General features: G+C 69.6%; 16 protein-coding genes. 14 read left to right on the top strand and 2 right to left on the bottom strand.

Annotation, left to right across the window (positions count from 1 at the left end; translation table 11 throughout):
* Nucleotides 1-128: 128 nt before the first annotated feature.
* The 5 genes from yajC (at nt 129) to QA802_RS08765 (ending at nt 6,935) form a co-directional block, all read left to right on the top strand.
* On the top strand, nt 129-653 hold the full coding sequence (gene yajC / locus QA802_RS08785; protein ID WP_319166064.1) for a preprotein translocase subunit YajC: 525 nt from the start codon (nt 129-131) through the stop codon (nt 651-653).
* Between the two features lie 132 nt (nt 654-785).
* Nucleotides 786-2,561, top strand: a complete 1,776-nt coding sequence (gene secD / locus QA802_RS08780; RefSeq protein ID WP_334519648.1) for a protein translocase subunit SecD — start codon at nt 786-788, stop codon at nt 2,559-2,561.
* Nucleotides 2,562-2,564: 3 nt separating this feature from the next.
* Nucleotides 2,565-3,680, top strand: a complete 1,116-nt coding sequence (gene secF, locus QA802_RS08775; protein ID WP_334519645.1) for a protein translocase subunit SecF — start codon at nt 2,565-2,567, stop codon at nt 3,678-3,680.
* Nucleotides 3,677-4,216: an adenine phosphoribosyltransferase gene (locus tag QA802_RS08770; protein ID WP_319166061.1), complete on the top strand. Its 540-nt coding sequence runs from the start codon at nt 3,677-3,679 to the stop codon at nt 4,214-4,216. Before secF ends, QA802_RS08770 begins: the two co-directional genes overlap by 4 nt.
* A 193-nt stretch (nt 4,217-4,409) precedes the next feature.
* A complete protein-coding gene (locus tag QA802_RS08765; RefSeq protein ID WP_319166060.1) occupies nt 4,410-6,935 on the top strand; it encodes a RelA/SpoT family protein in 2,526 nt (841 codons plus the stop codon).
* An 87-nt stretch (nt 6,936-7,022) separates the two neighbouring features.
* Here the strand turns inward: QA802_RS08765 and QA802_RS08760 are convergent, their stop codons facing one another.
* Nucleotides 7,023-8,252 (bottom strand): DUF349 domain-containing protein, encoded by a 1,230-nt coding sequence (locus QA802_RS08760; RefSeq protein WP_334519639.1) that lies wholly within the window; start codon nt 8,250-8,252, stop codon nt 7,023-7,025.
* A gap of 155 nt (nt 8,253-8,407) precedes the next feature.
* Entirely contained in the window at nt 8,408-9,229 is an 822-nt protein-coding gene (locus tag QA802_RS08755; protein ID WP_334519636.1) for a peptidylprolyl isomerase, read from the bottom strand.
* Between the two features lie 180 nt (nt 9,230-9,409).
* Between QA802_RS08755 and QA802_RS08750 the strand changes: the two genes are divergently transcribed.
* The 9 genes from QA802_RS08750 to ruvX all read left to right on the top strand — a co-directional run bounded on the left by QA802_RS08750 (nt 9,410) and on the right by ruvX (nt 18,862).
* On the top strand, nt 9,410-10,123 hold the full coding sequence (locus tag QA802_RS08750; RefSeq protein WP_334519633.1) for an MBL fold metallo-hydrolase: 714 nt from the start codon (nt 9,410-9,412) through the stop codon (nt 10,121-10,123).
* Between the two features lie 12 nt (nt 10,124-10,135).
* A complete protein-coding gene (hisS, locus tag QA802_RS08745) occupies nt 10,136-11,398 on the top strand; it encodes a histidine--tRNA ligase (protein WP_334519630.1) in 1,263 nt (420 codons plus the stop codon).
* 300 nt (nt 11,399-11,698) lie between these two features.
* Nucleotides 11,699-12,358: a vitamin K epoxide reductase family protein gene (locus tag QA802_RS08740; protein WP_334519627.1), complete on the top strand. Its 660-nt coding sequence runs from the start codon at nt 11,699-11,701 to the stop codon at nt 12,356-12,358.
* A gap of 60 nt (nt 12,359-12,418) precedes the next feature.
* A complete protein-coding gene (locus QA802_RS08735) occupies nt 12,419-13,774 on the top strand; it encodes a replication-associated recombination protein A (protein WP_334519624.1) in 1,356 nt (451 codons plus the stop codon).
* A 297-nt stretch (nt 13,775-14,071) separates the two neighbouring features.
* Nucleotides 14,072-14,686 (top strand): 30S ribosomal protein S4, encoded by a 615-nt coding sequence (gene rpsD / locus QA802_RS08730; RefSeq protein ID WP_334519622.1) that lies wholly within the window; start codon nt 14,072-14,074, stop codon nt 14,684-14,686.
* 186 nt (nt 14,687-14,872) lie between these two features.
* Nucleotides 14,873-15,313 (top strand): DUF948 domain-containing protein, encoded by a 441-nt coding sequence (locus tag QA802_RS08725; RefSeq protein ID WP_334519621.1) that lies wholly within the window; start codon nt 14,873-14,875, stop codon nt 15,311-15,313.
* Between the two features lie 8 nt (nt 15,314-15,321).
* A complete protein-coding gene (locus QA802_RS08720) occupies nt 15,322-15,717 on the top strand; it encodes a hypothetical protein (protein ID WP_334519620.1) in 396 nt (131 codons plus the stop codon).
* Nucleotides 15,717-18,389: an alanine--tRNA ligase gene (alaS, locus tag QA802_RS08715; RefSeq protein ID WP_334519618.1), complete on the top strand. Its 2,673-nt coding sequence runs from the start codon at nt 15,717-15,719 to the stop codon at nt 18,387-18,389. Before QA802_RS08720 ends, alaS begins: the two co-directional genes overlap by 1 nt.
* An 8-nt stretch (nt 18,390-18,397) precedes the next feature.
* Entirely contained in the window at nt 18,398-18,862 is a 465-nt protein-coding gene (ruvX, locus tag QA802_RS08710) for a Holliday junction resolvase RuvX (protein ID WP_307049977.1), read from the top strand.
* The last annotated feature ends 122 nt before the right edge of the window (nt 18,863-18,984 follow it).

Genomic DNA, 18,984 nt, shown 5'->3' with positions numbered 1-18,984 from the left:
ATGCTGAACGTTGTTCCCTGCACGCGGACTCGCTTAGACTCCGCCGATGCCGCCCCTAGTCGGCTGCACACAACCCCCATCCATGAGGCCGCTCAACCGCCGCGGTCGTTTGAAGGAAGTTCCGACCCGTGAGTCCTTTGACCCTCCTCCCGTTCATCGTGCTCATCGGGGCCATGTTCCTGATGACCCGGTCGGCCAAGAAGAAGCAGCAGCAAGCGGCCGCCATGCGTAACGAACTGCAGCCCGGCAGTGGTGTCCGCACCATCGGGGGCATGTACGCGACGGTCAAGGAGGTCAACGACGACACGATTCTCCTCGATGCGGGACCGGGCGTGGAACTCCTCTTCGCGAAGAACGCGATCGGCGCCGTCCTGACCGACGACGAGTACAACCGCATCGTGCACGGCATCGAGCACGACCTGAAGTCCGACTCCGACGTCGTCCCGGACGACGCCTCCTCCCTCGCCGAGTCCGCCGAGACCGACGACTCCGTCGACGAAGCTGCCGCCTCCGACGACAAGGCCGTCGACCTCGGCAAGAAGGACGAGACCGACGAGACCGACGAGGTTCGGGAGAAGGCCGCCGAGGCCGAACAGGCCGACGCCGACGAGGAGCCGAAGAAGACCGAGGGCGACTCCGACGCGAAGAAGTAGCCACGACCCCGGCGTCCAGGGTGCACACCCGAGGCGCCGGGGCGCGCGCATCTCGCCAGGGGATCCCACACCATGTCATGGCCGCCGCCGCGCTGACCCGGCGCGAGGCGGCCCGAGAGGGAGTACGAGAAGGTGGCAGCACCCAAGAAGGGCCGGAGTGCGAGTGCCCAGAGCAAGCCAGGGCGCTCGCTGGCCCTGATCCTGATCGCCATCGTGGGGCTCACCGGAGGCATGTTCGCCTCCGGTCACACCACCCCGCGTCTCGGCATCGACCTTGCCGGCGGTACCAGCATCACGCTGGAGGCCAAGGCCGACCAGGGATCCGCGATCAACAAGGCCAACATGGACACCGCGGTCGAGATCATGAACCGCCGTGTCAACGGGCTGGGCGTCTCCGAGGCGGAGGTGCAGACCCAGGGCGACCGCAACATCATCGTGAACATCCCCAAGGGCACCGACTCCGCGGAAGCGCGCAAGCAGGTCGGCACCACCGCCAAGCTGTACTTCCGTCCGGTCCTGGCCCAGGAGGCCACCGGCTCCGCCGCCCCCTCGCCGAGCGCGTCCCCGAGCGGCTCGTCGAGTGCGTCTCCCAGCCCCTCGGCGAGCGCCTCCGCCAAGGGTGAGAAGGCGACCTCGTCCTCGTCCCCCTCGGCCTCCGCCACCTCGCAGGGCCGCGCCGTCACCGACGCGCTGAAGGCCGACGCCACCCCGTCGGCGTCCGCGAGCACGAAGGCGAAGACGTCCCCCAGCCCCTCGGCCTCCGCCAGCGGGGGCGCCGCCCCCGCGGACGCCGCCGCGCTCCAGGCCAAGTACGCGGCCCTGGACTGCACCGACCCCGAGGTGCGCCGCAAGGTCGCCGAAGGGGTCAAGCCCGAGGACACGACCGTCGCCTGCGGTGAGATCGACAAGGTCTGGTACAAATACCTGCTCGGCCCGGCCGCGGTCGACGGCACTGACGTCAAGAAGGCCGCTGCCGTCATCGACACGCAGGGCGCCGCCGGCTGGCAGGTCAACATGACCTTCACCAAGTCGGGCGGCAAGAAGTTCGCCGAGATCACGGGCAAGCTCGCGCAGAACCAGCAGCCGCAGAACGAGTTCGGCATCGTGCTCGACGGCAACGTCGTCTCCAGCCCGTTCGTGAACGGCGCGATCACCGGCGGCGAGGCCCAGATCTCCGGCAGCTTCAAGCAGGAGGAGGCCCAGGGCCTCGCCAACATGCTGTCCTACGGTGCGCTCCCGCTCACCTTCCAGGAGCAGAGCACGACCACCGTGACGGCGGCCCTCGGCAGCGACCAGCTGCACGCGGGTCTGCTCGCGGGCGCCATCGGGCTCGCCATGGTCGTCATCTACCTGGTGGCGTACTACCGCGGTCTGGCGCTCGTCGCGCTCGCCTCGCTGCTGATCTCGGCGGCCCTCACCTACGTGCTCATGGCCCTGCTCGGCCCGGCCATCGGCTTCGCGCTGAACCTGCCGGCCGTCTGCGGAGCCATCGTCGCCATCGGCATCACAGCGGACTCGTTCATCGTGTACTTCGAACGGGTCCGGGACGAGATCCGCGAGGGCCGCACCCTGCGACCCGCCGTCGAACGGGCCTGGCCGCGGGCCCGGCGTACCATCCTGGTCTCCGACTTCGTGTCGTTCCTCGCCGCCGCCGTGCTGTTCGTCGTCACGGTCGGCAAGGTCCAGGGCTTCGCGTTCACGCTGGGCCTGACCACCGTCCTCGACGTGGTCGTGGTCTTCTTCTTCACCAAGCCGCTGATGACGCTCATCGCTCGGCGGAAGTTCTTCGCGAACGGCCACAAGTGGTCCGGCCTCGACCCGAAGAGCCTGGGTGCGCAGCCGCCGCTGCGCCGCACCCGCCGTCCCGGCGGTCCCGTCGCCGGTCCCGTCGAGACGAAGGAGGCGTGAGCGATGTCCAAACTCGGTAACCTCGGCGCCCGGCTGCACCGTGGCGAGATCAGCTACGACTTCATCGGGCACCGCAAGCTCTGGTACGGCATCTCGATCCTGATCACCATCACGGCCGTCCTCGGCCTGGCGGTGCGCGGCCTGAACATGGGCATCGACTTCCAGGGCGGCGCCGTCTTCACCACGGAGAAGAAGAGCGGCATCTCCGTCTCCCAGGCCGAGGACGCGGCGACGGCGGCCTCGGGTCACGACGCGGTCGTGCAGAAGCTCGGCGACGGCTCGGTGCGCATTCAGATCTCCGGCATGGACATCAACCAGTCCGACCAGATCAAGAACAAGCTCGCCGAGGACTTCAAGGTCGCCCCGGATTCCATCGCCGCCGACCTGGTCGGTCCCAGCTGGGGCGACCAGATCGCGAACAAGGCGTGGCAAGGCCTCGCGATCTTCATGGTGCTGGTCGTGATCTACCTGGCGATCGCCTTCGAGTGGCGAATGGCCATCGCCGCCCTCGTCGCCCTGATCCACGACATCACCATCACCGTGGGCATCTACGCTCTCGTCGGTTTCGAGGTCACGCCCGGCACGGTGATCGGTCTGCTGACGATCCTCGGTTACTCGCTGTACGACACGGTCGTCGTCTTCGACTCCCTCAAGGAGCAGACGAAGGACCTCACCAAGCAGACCCGCTTCACCTACAGCGAGGTCGCCAACCGCTCGATCAACGGCACTCTGGTCCGCTCCATCAACACCACCGTCGTCGCACTGCTGCCGGTGGCGGGCCTGCTGTTCATCGGCGGCGGCTTCCTCGGCGCGGGCACGCTCAACGACATCTCGCTGTCGCTGTTCGTCGGTCTCGCGGCGGGCGCCTACTCCTCGATCTTCATCGCGACACCGCTCGTCGCCGACCTCAAGGAGCTCGAGCCGCAGAACAAGGCACTCAAGAAGCGCGTCCTCGCCAAGCGCGCGCAGTCCTCGGAGGAGGAGGGGGAGCGCGGCGAGACGCGCGCCACCGACGGCTACGACGACGCGGAGGACGAGGCGCCGGCGGTCGTCGGCCCGCGCGCCCAGCCCGCGTCCCGCGGTCGGGGCCGGGGCCGTCCTTCGGGGAAGCGCCGGTGACCGGCGTCGAGGAGCTCCTCCTCAGCCGCATCCGGGACGTGGCCGACTACCCGGAGCCGGGCGTGATGTTCAAGGACATCACCCCGCTCCTGGCGGACCCGGCGGCGTTCACCGCCCTCACGGACGCGTTCGCGGAGATCGCCGAGCGCACCGGCGCCACCAAGGTCGTCGGCCTGGAAGCCCGGGGATTCATCCTGGGCGCCCCGGTCGCCGTCCGCGCCGGCCTCGGCTTCATCCCCGTGCGCAAGGCGGGCAAGCTCCCCGGGGCGACCCTCAGCCAGGCCTACGACCTGGAGTACGGCTCGGCCGAGATCGAGGTGCACGCGGAGGACCTGACCGCCGGCGACCGCGTGCTGATCGTCGACGACGTCCTCGCCACCGGCGGTACCGCCGAGGCGTCGATCCAGCTGATCCACCGCGCCGGCGCCGAGGTGGCCGGGGTCGCGGTCCTGATGGAGCTGGGCTTCCTGGCCGGGCGCCGCCGCCTGGAGGCGGCCCTGCACGGGGCGCCCGTGGAGGCGCTGCTCACCATCTGAACGCGATCCTGAACGCGGTCTGCACACCGCCTCACACGAACGGGCGGTCACCGGAGGAATCCGGTGACCGCCCCTCGCGTTTCACCGGTAGACGGCCCTCACATCGGCCTGGAGGCGATCCTGGAGCGCAGGATCGCTACGATGGGTGCTCCGGAGCCTGACCGGGGACCCGGATCGCGCACGAGGAGTCCTCTTGCCAGACGAGGCCCAGCACCTGACAGCCGCCAAGCCCGAGCCCGCCTCGGCGCCCGCGGCCGCCCCCGCGTCGCAGGCCCGGGAGGACAGCGGCCCGGCCGGACACGACCGCTCCGCGCCCTCCGACGGGCCGGCCGAGCAGCCCCGTCCCGAGCCGGCTACGCCCAAAGGCGCCACGGCGGCGCCCGCCGGCCGTCAGGCAGCCGCCCCGCAGCAGGCCGCCCGCTCCGGCTCCTCCAACCGCGTCCGCGCCCGTCTCGCCCGGCTCGGCGTCCAGCGTCAGAACCCGTACAACCCGGTCCTGGAGCCGTTGCTGCGGATAGTGCGCAGCAACGACCCGAAGATCGAGACGGCCACCCTGCGCCAGATCGAGAAGTCCTACCAGGTCGCCGAGCGCTGGCACCGCGGCCAGAAGCGCAAGAGCGGCGACCCGTACATCACCCACCCCCTCGCGGTGACCACGATCCTCGCCGAACTGGGCATGGATCCGGCCACCCTCATGGCGGGCCTGCTGCACGACACCGTCGAGGACACCGAGTACGGCCTGGAGGACCTGCGGCGCGACTTCGGCGATCAGGTCGCCCTGCTCGTCGACGGCGTCACCAAGCTGGACAAGGTGAAGTTCGGCGAGGCCGCCCAGGCCGAGACCGTCCGCAAGATGGTCGTCGCCATGGCCAAGGACCCGCGCGTGCTGGTCATCAAGCTCGCGGACCGGCTGCACAACATGCGGACCATGCGCTACCTCAAGCGGGAGAAGCAGGAGAAGAAGGCGCGCGAGACTCTCGAGATCTACGCGCCCCTCGCTCACCGCCTGGGCATGAACACCATCAAGTGGGAACTGGAGGACCTCGCCTTCGCGATCCTCTACCCCAAGATGTACGACGAGATCGTCCGGCTGGTCGCCGAGCGGGCGCCCAAGCGGGACGAGTACCTGGCCATAGTGACCGACGAGGTGCAGGCCGACCTGAGGGCCGCCCGCATCAAGGCGACCGTCACCGGCCGCCCGAAGCACTACTACAGCGTCTACCAGAAGATGATCGTCCGCGGCCGTGACTTCGCGGAGATCTACGACCTGGTGGGCATCCGCGTCCTCGTGGACACCGTCCGCGACTGCTACGCGGCGCTCGGCACCGTGCACGCGCGATGGAACCCGGTCCCCGGCCGGTTCAAGGACTACATCGCGATGCCCAAGTTCAACATGTACCAGTCGCTGCACACGACGGTCATCGGCCCGAACGGCAAGCCGGTCGAACTCCAGATCCGCACGTTCGACATGCACCGCCGGGCCGAGTACGGCATCGCCGCGCACTGGAAGTACAAGCAGGAGGCCGTCGCCGGCGCCTCGAAGGTCCGCTCGGACCAGCCGCGGACCACCGGAAAGGACGACCACCTCAACGACATGGCCTGGCTGCGCCAGCTCCTCGACTGGCAGAAGGAGACCGAGGACCCCGGCGAGTTCCTGGAGTCCCTGCGCTTCGACCTGTCGCGCAACGAGGTCTTCGTCTTCACCCCGAAGGGCGACGTGATAGCGCTGCCGGCGGGGGCCACGCCGGTGGACTTCTCCTACGCCGTGCACACCGAGGTGGGGCACCGCACCATAGGAGCCCGCGTCAACGGGCGTCTCGTGCCGCTGGAGTCGACCCTGGACAACGGCGACCTGGTGGAGGTCTTCACCTCCAAGGCCGCCGGGGCCGGCCCGTCCCGGGACTGGCTGAACTTCGTCAAGTCGCCGCGCGCCCGCAACAAGATCCGCGCCTGGTTCTCCAAGGAGCGCCGAGACGAGGCGATCGAGCAGGGCAAGGACGCCATCGTCCGCGCCATGCGCAAGCAGAACCTGCCGATCCAGCGCATCCTGACCGGCGACTCACTGGTGACGCTCGCGCACGAGATGCGGTACTCGGACATCTCCGCGCTGTACGCGGCGATCGGCGAGGGCCATGTCTCCGCGCAGAACATCGTGCAGAAGCTGGTCCAGGCGCTCGGCGGCGAGGAGGCCGCTTCCGAGGAGATCGACGAGACGGTCCCGCCGTCCCACAGCCGCGGCCGCAAGCGGCGCAGCAACCAGGACCCCGGTGTCGTCGTCAAGGGCGTCGACGACGTGTGGGTCAAGCTGGCCCGCTGCTGTACGCCGGTTCCCGGCGATCCCATCATCGGCTTCGTCACCCGGGGCAGCGGTGTATCGGTTCACCGCAGCGACTGCGTCAACGTGGAGTCACTGTCACGGGAGCCGGAGCGGATCCTCGAGGTCGAGTGGGCGCCCACGCAGTCCTCGGTCTTCCTGGTCGCGATCCAGGTCGAGGCGCTGGACCGCTCCCGGCTCCTTTCGGACGTCACGCGCGTCCTGTCCGACCAGCACGTCAACATCCTGTCCGCGGCGGTTCAGACGTCCCGTGACCGGGTGGCCACGTCCCGCTTCACCTTCGAGATGGGCGACCCCAAGCATCTGGGGCACGTCCTGAAGGCCGTGCGCGGCGTCGAGGGCGTGTACGACGTGTACCGGGTGACCTCGGCGCGCAGGCCGTAGAACGGCGCGAGACGGCGAGACGGCCCCCGTACACCAGGTACGGGGGCCGTCTCGCCGTCTGCGGCCCTCGGACAGCGCCTGTGTGCCTCAGCCGCCGAACTCGTGCAGACCCTTCAGAGCCTGGTCCAGCAGCGCCTGGCGGCCCTCCAGCTCCCGCTCCAGCTTGTCGGCCTTCGCCGAGTTGCCCTGGGTGCGAGCCTGCTCGATCTGCGTCTTCAGCTTGTCCACGGCGCCCTGGAGCTGACCGGTGAGACCCGCGGCACGCGCGCGCGCCTCCGGGTTCGTCCGGCGCCACTCCGTCTCCTCGGACTCCTGGATCGCCCGCTCCACGGCGTGCATCCGGCCCTCGACCTTCGGCCGGGCGTCCCGCGGGACGTGACCGATGGCCTCCCAGCGCTCGTTGATCGAACGGAACGCGGCCCGCGCCGCCTTCAGGTCGCCGATCGGGAGCAGCTTCTCGGCCTCCTCGGCCAGCTCCTCCTTGAGCTTGAGGTTCTCCGTCTGCTCCGCGTCCCGCTCGGCGAAGACCGAGCTGCGAGCGGCGAAGAAGACGTCCTGGGCGCCGCGGAAGCGGTTCCACAGGTCGTCCTCGTGCTCGCGCTGGGCACGGCCGGCGGCCTTCCAGTCCGCCATCAGCTCGCGGTAGCGCGCGGCGGTCGGACCCCAGTCCGTCGAACCGGACAGGCCCTCGGCCTCGGATACCAGCCGCTCCTTGATCCGGCGGGCCTCCTCACGCTGCGCGTCCAGCTGCGCGAAGTGCGCCTTGCGGCGCTTGGAGAACGCCGAGCGCGCGTGCGAGAACCGGTGCCACAGTTCGTCGTCCGACTTGCGGTCCAGCCGGGGCAGCCCCTTCCAGGTGTCCACCAGGGCGCGCAGCCGCTCACCGGCCGCCCGCCACTGGTCGGACTGGGCGAGCTGCTCCGCCTCGGTGACCAGGTCCTCCTTGGCGTGCCGGGCCTGGTCGGACTGCTTCGCCCGCTGCTGCCTGCGCTCCTCGCGCCGCGACTCGACGGTCGACACCAGCTTGTCCAGCCGCTCCCGCAGCGCCTGCAGATCACCGACGGCGTGGTGCGCGTCCACCTGCTCGCGGATGTGGTCGATCGCGACCTGAGCGTCCTTCGCCGAAAGGTCGGTGGTCTGCACTCGCTTCTCGAGGAGGCCGATCTCGACAACCAGGCCCTCGTACTTGCGCTCGAAGTAGGCCAGCGCCTCCTCGGGGGAGCCTGCCTGCCAGGAACCGACCACCTGCTCGCCGTCGGCGGTACGCACGTACACGGTCCCCGTCTCGTCGACGCGGCCCCACGGGTCGCTGCTCACAGCGCCTCCTCCACATGATGCCTCCGAGGGGCCTCAGGGCCCCTGGGCATCGTCCACAGTTTCGTCACGGCCAACATAGGCGACCGGCAGGCCGCCTGTCCGCATCCCGCACGACCGAAATTGGGCAGCCGACCGCCCTGGCCACCGGTTCGTCGTCAGGACTTCGTGACCGTCGCCTTGTCGATCACGACCGTCGCGTTCGGGGCGCCGTCGCCCGCGCCGGTGTTCTCGCCCGCGGCGGCGATCTTCTGCAGAACCTTCATGCCTTCGGGCGACACGGTGCCGAACGGTGTGTAGCTGGGCGGCAGCTGACTGTCCTGGTAGACGAGGAAGAACTGGCTGCCGCCGGTGTGCGGCTGACTGGTGTTGGCCATCGCGACCGTGCCCGCCGGGTAGACGTTGGCCTTGAGGGAGGCGTCCTTCAGGTTCTCGTCCGGGATCGTGTAACCGGGGCCGCCGCTGCCGCTGCCCGTCGGGTCGCCGCACTGCAGCACGTAGATCCCGTTGGTGGTGAGGCGGTGGCACTTGGTGTGGTCGAAGTAGCCCTTGCCGGCGAGGAAGCTGAACGAGTTCACCGTGTGCGGTGCGGCCTTCGCCTTGAGCTCTATGCCGATGTCGCCGCAGGTCGTCGCCAGCGTCATCGTGTACTTCGCCGACGGGTCGATCGTGACCGCCGGCTCCTTCTTCCAGGTCTGCGTCTTGACCGCGCCGGCGGCCGGCTTCTCGCACGGGTCCTTGACGGCGCTGGGGGCGGCGGACGGCGTCGTCTCCGAACTCGCGTTCGTCTTGTCCTTGTCGTCGTCCTTCAGGACACCCGTCGTGTACAGCGCCAGGCTGCCGATGACGACCACGCCGAGCACCGACGCGATCGCCGAGTTGCGCATACGCGCCTTGCGTCGCGCGCTCGTGCGCCGCTGCTGCTGCCGCAAGAACTTCTCCCTGGCGAGCTGACGCTTCCGCTGTTCCTGGGTGACCACCGGGTTCTCTCCTCGTGCGTCTCGTACGTCGACTGGGACGCGTGCGTCTTGTGAGCCGACCGCCTGCGTGTGTCCCGTACCGTATATGGGTTCGCTGAGGAAACGGCAGCGCCGGTAGGCTCTGACCACTGGCGCAGCCGCCCAGAAGCCCACGCGTATCGACACAAACGAAGGACGATCGTGCTCATTGCCGGGTTCCCCGCCGGAGCCTGGGGGACGAACTGTTATCTCGTCGCCCCGGCCGCCGGCGAGGAGTGCGTGATCATCGACCCGGGCCACCAGGCGGCCCCCGGCGTCGAGGAAGCGATCAGAAAGCATCGGCTCAAGCCCGTGGCCGTCGTCCTCACCCACGGACACATCGACCATGTGGCCTCGGTCGTCCCGGTGTGCGGCGCGCACGACGTGCCGGCCTGGATCCACCCCGAGGACCGCTACATGATGAGCGACCCCGAGAAGGCGCTGGGCCGGTCCATCGGGATGCCGCTGATGGGCGAGCTCACCGTGGGTGAGCCGGACGACGTCCGCGAGCTCACCGACGGCGCCGGGCTGGACCTGGCCGGGCTGGAGTTCTCCGTCGCGCACGCGCCGGGCCATACCAGGGGGTCGGTGACCTTCCGGATGCCCGAGACGACCGATGTCCCGTCGGTCTTCTTCTCAGGGGATCTGCTGTTCGCCGGCTCCATCGGACGCACCGACCTGCCCGGCGGTGACATGGCCGAGATGCTCGACTCGCTGGCCCGCGTGTGCCTGCCGCTCGACGACTCGACCGTGGTGCTGTCCGGCCACGGCCCCCAGACGACCATCGGCCGGGAGCGCGCCGCCAACCCGTATCTGCGGCAGGTGGCGGCCGGCCAGGGAGCGGGTTCGCCCACCCCTCCCCGACGAGGAATGTGACGAGAGACCTCCGTGAGCACCTTTCAGGCCCCCAAGGGCACGTACGACCTGATCCCGCCGGACAGCGCCCAGTACCTCGCCGTCCGTGAGGCCATCGCCGCCCCGCTGCGCAACTCCGGCTACGGCTATGTCGAGACGCCCGGCTTCGAGAACGTCGAACTCTTCGCGCGCGGTGTCGGCGAGTCCACCGACATCGTCACCAAGGAGATGTACGCCTTCGAGACCAAGGGCGGCGACAAGCTGGCCCTGCGTCCCGAGGGCACCGCGTCCGTGCTGCGCGCCGCGCTGGAGGCCAACCTGCACAAGGTGGGCAACCTGCCGGTCAAGCTCTGGTACTCCGGTTCGTACTACCGCTACGAGCGACCTCAGAAGGGCCGCTACCGCCACTTCTCCCAGGTCGGCGCCGAGGCGATCGGCGCGGAGGACCCGGCGCTGGACGCCGAGCTGATCATCCTGGCGGACCAGGCGTACCGCTCCCTGGGACTGCGCAACTTCCGCATCCTCCTCAACAGCCTCGGCGACAAGGAGTGCCGCCCCGTCTACCGGGAGGCGCTGCAGGGCTTCCTGCGCGGCCTCGACCTGGACGAGGACACGCTGCGCCGCGCGGAGATCAACCCGCTGCGGGTGCTCGACGACAAGCGCGAGTCGGTCCAGAAGCAGCTCGGGGACGCCCCGCTGCTGCGGGACTACCTCTGCGACGCCTGCAAGGCGTACCACGAGGAGGTGCGCGAGCTGATCACCGCGGCGGGCGTCGGCTTCGAGGACGACCCGAAGCTGGTCCGCGGCCTGGACTACTACACGCGGACCACCTTCGAGTTCGTCCACGACGGGCTGGGCTCGCAGTCCGCGGTCGGCGGCGGCGGCCGCTACGACGGCCTCTCCGAGATGATCGGCGGCCCCGCGCTCCCCTCGGTGGGCTGGGCCCTGGGCGTCGACCGCACGGTGCTGGCGCTGGAGGCCGAGGGCGTGCAGCTCAGGCTGCCCGCCTCGACCTCCGTGTACGCGGTGCCGCTCGGCGAGGAGGCCCGCCGGGTGCTCTTCGCCAAGGTCACCGAGCTGCGCAAGCTCGGCGTCGCGGCCGACTTCGCCTACGGCGGCAAGGGCCTCAAGGGCGCGATGAAGAGTGCCAACCGCAGCGGGGCCCGCTACACCATCGTCGCCGGCGAACGTGACCTCGCCGAGGGTGTCGTCCAGCTCAAGGACATGGAGTCCGGCGAGCAGACGGCGATCGGCGTCAACGAGATCGTCGCCGAACTGGAGTCGAAGCTCGGATAGCGCCTCATCAGGGACGCCGGGGCAGGCACCCGGCGTCCCTCGGCATGAGCGGGGCCGCGTCCGACGCCGTACGGACGCATCCGGCGTCAACCCGACGCGCGCCGGTTCCTCCTCCGGGTGACGGCGCCACGCGCGCGTGCTCGCCTCCAGCTCCGCCCGCGGCACTCCGGCCGGAACCGAACGTCCGGGGGCAACCACACGTACTTCCTTATGTCCACCGAACGGTGGACAGTCGTGCTTGTGCGGCACAATGGCCCGTGCCCGAAGAAGGTCCCACTCTCAAGTGACGGAATCGGCGTGATGAGCAAGACGACAGTCCAAGACGTCTCCACGGAGTCCGAGCGCGAGCGCACCGGCGCGAGCGGCCCGGCAACCGTGGGCGCCAGCCGAGCGTTCGCGATCCTGCTGCTGATCACCGGCGCGGCCGGTCTGCTCGCCGCGTGGGTCATCACGATCGACAAGTTCAAGATCCTCGAGGCCAAGGTCGCGGGCACGTCCTACACGCCCGGCTGCAGCATCAACCCGGTCGTCTCCTGCGGCAGCATCATGCAGAGCAAGCAGGCGTCCGTCTTCGGGTTCCCCAACCCGATGCTGGGCCTCGTCGCCTACGGCATCGTGATCTGCGTCGGCATGAGCCTGCTCACCCGGGCCCGCTTCCCGCGCTGGTACTGGCTGACCTTCAACTTCGGCACGCTCTTCGGCGTCGTCTTCTGCACCTGGCTGCAGTACCAGTCGCTGTACAAGATCAACGCCCTGTGCCTGTGGTGCTCGCTGGCCTGGGTCGCCACGCTCACCATGTTCTGGTACGGCACCTCGTTCAACGTGCGCAACGGCTTCCTGCCCGCCCCCGCCGGGCTGAAGCGGTTCCTCGGCGAGTTCACCTGGGTCCTGCCGGTCACGCACGCCGGCGTCATCGCGATGCTGGTCCTGACCCGCTGGGGCACCGACCTCTGGGCCTGAGCCCGGCCCCGGACGGGCGGCCGCGGGGGACTGTCGTACCCCTGACGTAGGCTCCCAGGTGTGGAGCCCGACCTGTTCACCGCCGCAGCGGAAGACCGCCAGGAGAAGGACCCCGCAGGGAGCCCCCTGGCGGTCCGGATGCGCCCGCGCACCCTCGACGAGGTGGTGGGCCAGCAGCATCTGCTGAAGCCGGGCTCGCCCCTGCGCCGCCTGGTCGGCGAGGGCGCCAAGGGCCCGGCCGGCCCCTCCTCGGTGATCCTCTGGGGACCGCCCGGCACCGGGAAGACGACCCTCGCGTACGTCGTCTCCAAGGCCACCAACAAGCGGTTCGTCGAGCTCTCCGCCATCACCGCCGGCGTCAAGGAGGTCCGCGCCGTCATCGACGGCGCCCGCCGCGCCATCGGCGGCTTCGGCAAGGAGACCGTCCTCTTCCTCGACGAGATCCACCGCTTCAGCAAGGCCCAGCAGGACTCCCTCCTGCCGGCCGTCGAGAACCGCTGGGTGACGCTGATCGCGGCGACCACCGAGAACCCCTACTTCTCGGTCATCTCGCCGCTGCTCTCCCGCTCCCTCCTGCTGACCCTCGAGCCTCTCACCGACGACGACCTCCGCGACCTGGTCAGCCGCGCCGTGACCGACGAACGCGGCCTCAAGGACACCGTCACGCTCCCCGCGGACGCCGAGGCCCATCTCCTACGCATCGCCGGCGGAGACGCCCGGCGCGCGCTGACGGCCCTGGAGGCCGCCGCAGGCGCCGCCCTCGACCAGGACGAGACCGAGATCAGCCTCCGGACACTGGAGCAGACGGTCGACCGCGCGGCCGTGAAGTACGACCGGGACGGCGACCAGCACTACGACGTCGCCAGCGCCCTCATCAAGTCCATCCGCGGCTCGGACGTCGACGCGGCCCTGCATTACCTGGCCCGCATGATCGAGGCCGGCGAGGACCCGCGCTTCATCGCCCGCCGCCTGATGATCTCCGCCAGCGAGGACATCGGCCTCGCCGATCCGAACGCTCTGCCGATCGCGGTCGCCGCAGCCCAGGCCGTCGCGATGATCGGCTTCCCCGAGGCCGCCCTCACCCTCGGTCACGTCACCATCGCCCTCGCCCTGGCACCCAAGTCCAACGCCGCCACCACGGCGATCGGCGCCGCCCTGGACGACGTCCGCAAGGGGCTGGCCGGGCCCGTCCCGCCGCATCTGCGGGACGGCCACTACAAGGGCGCCGCCAAGCTGGGGCACGCCCAGGGGTACGTGTACCCGCACGACCTGCCCGAGGGCATCGCCGCCCAGCAGTACGCGCCGGACGCGATCCACGGCCGGGAGTACTACACCCCCACCCGGCACGGCGCCGAGGCCCGCTACGCGGACGCGGTCGAGTGGACCAGATCGCACCTCGGTCGGAACGGGTCCTGAGCACCCTGTAGAATCCCTCGGAGTGCTGCGTCCCGTGCAGTCAGAACGGGAGAGTCAGCCGGAGCACCGGTCCCTCGGACCGGCTCCAGGAGCGTCGCGCACCGTCGAAGGTGTCGCGGGCAGCCCATCACCACCCGGAATCCGGGAACGGTCGGTGGGCAACTCGCGTGCTGCACGTATGTGCCCAGACCAGGGGAGCGGCTGCCCGCAGGTCCCACCCGGACCAGGCGGGTTTCCCCGGCTGCGGATTGCGACCTCCCTCAACCCTGACAAGCCGAAACCAGGAAACGAGAGACAGTGGCGAACCAGTCCCGCCCCAAGGTGAAGAAGTCGCGTGCCCTCGGCATCGCGCTGACCCCGAAGGCCGTCAAGTACTTCGAGGCCCGCCCCTACCCGCCGGGTGAGCACGGCCGCGGCCGCAAGCAGAACTCGGACTACAAGGTCCGTCTGCTCGAGAAGCAGCGTCTGCGCGCGCAGTACGACGTGTCCGAGCGTCAGCTCGTCCGCGCCTACGAGCGTGCCTCCAAGGTCCAGGGCAAGACCGGTGAGGCCCTGATCATCGAGCTCGAGCGCCGTCTCGACGCGCTGGTCCTGCGTTCGGGCATCGCCCGCACGATCTACCAGGCCCGTCAGATGGTCGTGCACGGCCACATCGAGGTCAACGGTCAGAAGACCGACAAGCCCTCCTTCCGTGTCCGTCCCGACGACGTCGTGATGGTCCGCGAGCGCAGCCGGGAGAAGACCCTCTTCTCCATCGCCCGCGAGGGCGGCTTCGCCCCCGACGGCGAGACCCCGCGCTACCTCCAGGTGAACCTCAAGTCCCTGGCGTTCCGCCTGGACCGTGAGCCGAACCGCAAGGAGATCCCGGTGATCTGCGACGAGCAGCTCGTCGTCGAGTACTACGCCCGCTGATCCCCGCCCGGATCGGCACGCGGCGGTCGTAGGACCTCCGCACCCCGGCCCGTCGTCCCCCAGCCCTTCGGGGCGGGCGGGGCGACGGGCTTTCGCGCGTCCCTAATCCGGTACGGAACGCCGATGGCGGCGCGATAGGCTCGCCTCCAGAGATAGGTGTTCGTCGGCCGAGAGAGCGGGTGCGCAGTGTCCGGTGGAGAGGTGGCCGGCATTCTGGTGGCCGTGTTCTGGGCGATCCTGGTCTCCTTCCTCGCCGTCGCGCTGGCGAGGCTGGCCCAGACGCTCCGGGCGACCACCCGGCTGGTCGCGGACGTGACCGAACAGGCCGTACCCCTGCTGGCCGACGCCTCCGCCGCCGTGCGCTCCGCGCAGACCCAGATCGACCGGGTCGACGCCATCGCCAGCGATGTCCAGGAGGTCACGTCGAACGCGTCGGCGCTGTCCACCACGGTCGCCTCCACCTTCGGCGGGCCCCTGGTGAAGGTCGCCGCGTTCGGCTACGGCGTCCGCCGGGCCCTCGGCGGCCGCAAGGACGACGCGCCCGCGAGGGAGCCCCGGCGGACCGTCATCGTGGGCCGCACGGTCTCCCGGCGGGAGAAGCGCAAGCCCCGTGGAAAGAGGGACTGAGACCAGCGATGTTCCGCCGTACCTTCTGGTTCAGCACGGGCGTCGCCGCCGGTGTCTGGGCCACCACCAAGGTCAACCGCAAGCTGAGGCAGCTGACTCCCGAGAGTCTCGCCGTGACCGCGGCCGACAAGGCCCTCGAGACGGGAGCGCGCCTCAAGGACCGCGCGGTGGGTTTCGCGCTCGACGTCCGCGACAACATGGCCCGGCGGGAGGCCGAGCTGGGGGAGGCGCTGGGGATCCACGAGGACCCCGCACTGCCCGCACCCAGGCGGTTGCCCGCCATCGAAAACCGCTCCGCCCCGCAACACCGCGACCCGCAGCACCGCGACAACGCGAAGTACATCGAGAACCCGAAGTACATCGAGAACACGACGTACTCGAACGACCGGAATGAGGACCACTGATGGAGTCGGCCGAGATCCGCCGCCGCTGGCTGAGCTTCTACGAGGAGCGCGGGCACACCGTCGTCCCTTCGGCGTCGCTCATCGCGGACGACCCGACTCTGCTCCTGGTCCCCGCCGGCATGGTCCCGTTCAAGCCGTACTTCCTCGGCGAGGTGAAGCCGCCGTGGGCGCGCGCCACCAGCGTGCAGAAGTGCGTGCGCACGCCCGACATCGAAGAGGTCGGCAAGACCACCCGGCACGGCACGTTCTTCCAGATGTGCGGCAACTTCTCCTTCGGCGACTACTTCAAGGAAGGCGCCATCAAGTACGCCTGGGAGCTGCTCACCAGCCCCCAGGACAAGGGCGGTTACGGCCTGGAGCCGGAGAAGCTCTGGATCACCGTCTACAAGGACGACGACGAGGCCGAGCGCATCTGGCACGAGGTCGTCGGCGTGCCCAAGGAGCGCATCCAGCGCCTCGGCATGAAGGACAACTACTGGTCCATGGGCGTCCCCGGTCCCTGTGGCCCCTGCTCCGAGATCAACTACGACCGCGGCCCCGACTTCGGCGTCGAGGGCGGTCCCGCCGTCAACGACGAGCGGTACGTGGAGATCTGGAACCTCGTCTTCATGCAGTACGAGCGGGGCGAGGGCATCGGCAAGGACAACTTCGAGATCCTCGGCGAGCTGCCCAGCAAGAACATCGACACGGGCCTCGGCCTGGAGCGCCTCGCCATGATTCTGCAGGGCGTGCAGAACATGTACGAGATCGACACCTCCATGGCCGTCATCAAGAAGGCCACCGAGCTGACCGGCGTCGCGTACGGCGAGGCCCACGACTCGGACGTCTCGCTGCGCGTGGTCACCGATCACATGCGCACCTCCGTGATGCTCATCGGTGACGGCGTCACCCCGGGCAACGAGGGCCGCGGCTATGTGCTGCGCCGCATCATGCGCCGCGCCATCCGCAACATGCGCCTCCTCGGCGCCACCGGCCTCGTCGTCAAGGACCTCATCGACACGGTCATCGAGATGATGGGGCAGCAGTACCCGGAGCTGGTCACCGACCGCGAGCGCATCGAGAAGGTCGCCCTCGCCGAGGAGAACGCCTTCGTCAAGACGCTCAAGGCCGGCACCAACATCCTCGACACGGCCATCACCGAGGCCAAGGCCGCCGGCGGTCAGGTCCTCGCCGGCGACAAGGCCTTCCTGCTCCACGACACCTGGGGCTTCCCGATCGACCTCACCCTGGAGATGGCCGCCGAGCAGGGGCTGTCCGTGGACGAGGACGGCTTCCGCCGTCTGATGAAGGAACAGCGGGACAAGGCCAAGGCCGACGCCCAGGCCAAGAAGACCGGCCACGCCGGCACGGGCGCCTACCGCGAGATCGCCGACCAGGCCGGCGAGACCGACTTCATCGGTTACTCCGACACCGAGGGCGAGTCCACGATCGTCGGCATCCTCGTCGACGGCGTCTCCTCTCCGGCCGCCACCGAGGGCGACGAGGTCGAGATCGTCCTCGACCGCACCCCGTTCTACGCCGAGGGCGGCGGCCAGATCGGCGACACCGGCCGGATCAAGGTCGACACCGGCGCCGTCGTCGAGGTCCGCGACACCCAGAAGCCGGTCCCGGGCGTGTACGTGCACAAGGGCGTCGTCCAGTTCGGCGAGGTGACGGTCGGAGCCAAGGCCCACGCCTCGATCGACGGCCGCCGCCGTACGGCCATCGCCCGCGCCCACTCGGCCACCCACCTCACCCACCAGGCGCTGCGCGACGCCCTCGGCCCGACGGCCGCCCAGGCCGGTTCCGAGAACCAGCCCGGCCGCTTCCGCTTCGACTTCGGCTCTCCGTCCGCCGTTCCGACGGCCGTGATGACCGACGTCGAGCAGAAGATCAACGAGGTGCTCGCCCGCGATCTGGACGTCCAGGCCGAGGTCATGGGCATCGACGAGGCCAAGAAGCAGGGTGCCATCGCCGAGTTCGGCGAGAAGTACGGCGAGCGCGTCCGGGTCGTGACCATCGGTGACTTCTCCAAGGAGCTGTGCGGCGGCACGCATGTCCACAACACCGCCCAGCTGGGTCTGGTGAAGCTGCTCGGCGAGTCGTCGATCGGCTCGGGCGTGCGCCGTATCGAGGCCCTCGTCGGCGTTGACGCCTACAACTTCCTGGCTCGTGAGCACACGGTCGTCGCCCAGCTCCAGGAGCTGATCAAGGGCCGTCCGGAGGAGCTCCCGGAGAAGGTCTCCGTCATGCTCGGCAAGCTGAAGGACGCCGAGAAGGAGATCGAGAAGTTCCGCGCCGAGAAGGTGCTGCAGGCCGCCGCCGGTCTCGTGGAGTCCGCCAGGGACGTCCGCGGGATCGCCGTGGTCACCGGTCAGGTCCCGGACGGCACCACGCCGGACGACCTGCGCAGGCTGGTCCTCGACGTGCGCGGCCGCATCCAGGGCGGACGGGCCGCCGTGGTCGCCCTGTTCACCGTCAACAACGGCAAGCCGCTGACGGTCATCGCCACCAACGAGGCCGCCCGCGAGCGGGGGCTCAAGGCCGGCGAGCTGGTTCGCACGGCCGCCAAGACGCTGGGCGGCGGCGGTGGCGGCAAGCCGGACGTGGCCCAGGGCGGCGGTCAGAACCCGGCCGCCGTCGGCGACGCCGTCGACGCCGTCGAGCGGCTCGTGGCGGAAACGGCCAAGTGAGCGGTGCCATGCGCAAGGGCCGTCGACTCGCGATCGACGTCGGGGACGCCCGGATCGGGGTCGCCTCGTGCGACCCCGACGGGATCCTCGCCACTCCGGTGGAGACGGTCCCCGGCCGGGACCTGCCCGCGGCCTACCGCAGGCTCGGACAACTGGTCGAGGAGTACGAGCCGATCGAGGTCGTCGTGGGTCTTCCTCGCTCCCTCAAGGGGGGCGAGGGGCCGGCCGCGGTGAAGGTGCGCGGATTCGCACAGGAACTGGCGAACAAAATCGCGCCCGTATCCGTACGTCTGGTGGACGAGCGGATGACGACCGTGACGGCCAGTCAGGGACTGCGCGCTTCGGGGGTGAAGTCGAAGAAGGGCAGATCGGTCATCGACCAGGCAGCTGCTGTGATCATCCTTCAGCAGGCGCTGGAATCCGAACGGGTGTCAGGCAAAGCTCCGGGCGAGGGCGTCGAAGTGGTCATCTGATCGCGGTACGGTAACGTTCCGCGCGATGCGGTGCTGTTCGAACACTCGCCGCACAGAGAGAGGCGAAACGGTGACGGACCCGCGAAGGCTTCGTGGCCACCGCCTCGCGGCTCTAGGGGATC

Source organism: Streptomyces sp. B21-105 (assembly GCF_036898465.1).
Taxonomy (GTDB): Bacteria; Actinomycetota; Actinomycetes; order Streptomycetales; family Streptomycetaceae; genus Streptomyces.
Note: the sequence above shows the minus strand (reverse complement) of the source record. Positions and strands in the feature narration are given on the sequence as shown.

Excerpts from the sequence above, each read along its gene's own strand:
- secF (WP_334519645.1), top strand. The coding sequence starts at position 2,565 with ATGTCCAAACTCGGTAACCTCGGCGCCCGGCTGCACCGTGGCGAGATC.
- QA802_RS08740 (WP_334519627.1), top strand. The coding sequence starts at position 11,699 with ATGAGCAAGACGACAGTCCAAGACGTCTCCACGGAGTCCGAGCGCGAG.
- QA802_RS08720 (WP_334519620.1), top strand. The coding sequence starts at position 15,322 with ATGTTCCGCCGTACCTTCTGGTTCAGCACGGGCGTCGCCGCCGGTGTC.
- alaS (WP_334519618.1), top strand. The coding sequence starts at position 15,717 with ATGGAGTCGGCCGAGATCCGCCGCCGCTGGCTGAGCTTCTACGAGGAG.
- ruvX (WP_307049977.1), top strand. The coding sequence starts at position 18,398 with ATGCGCAAGGGCCGTCGACTCGCGATCGACGTCGGGGACGCCCGGATC.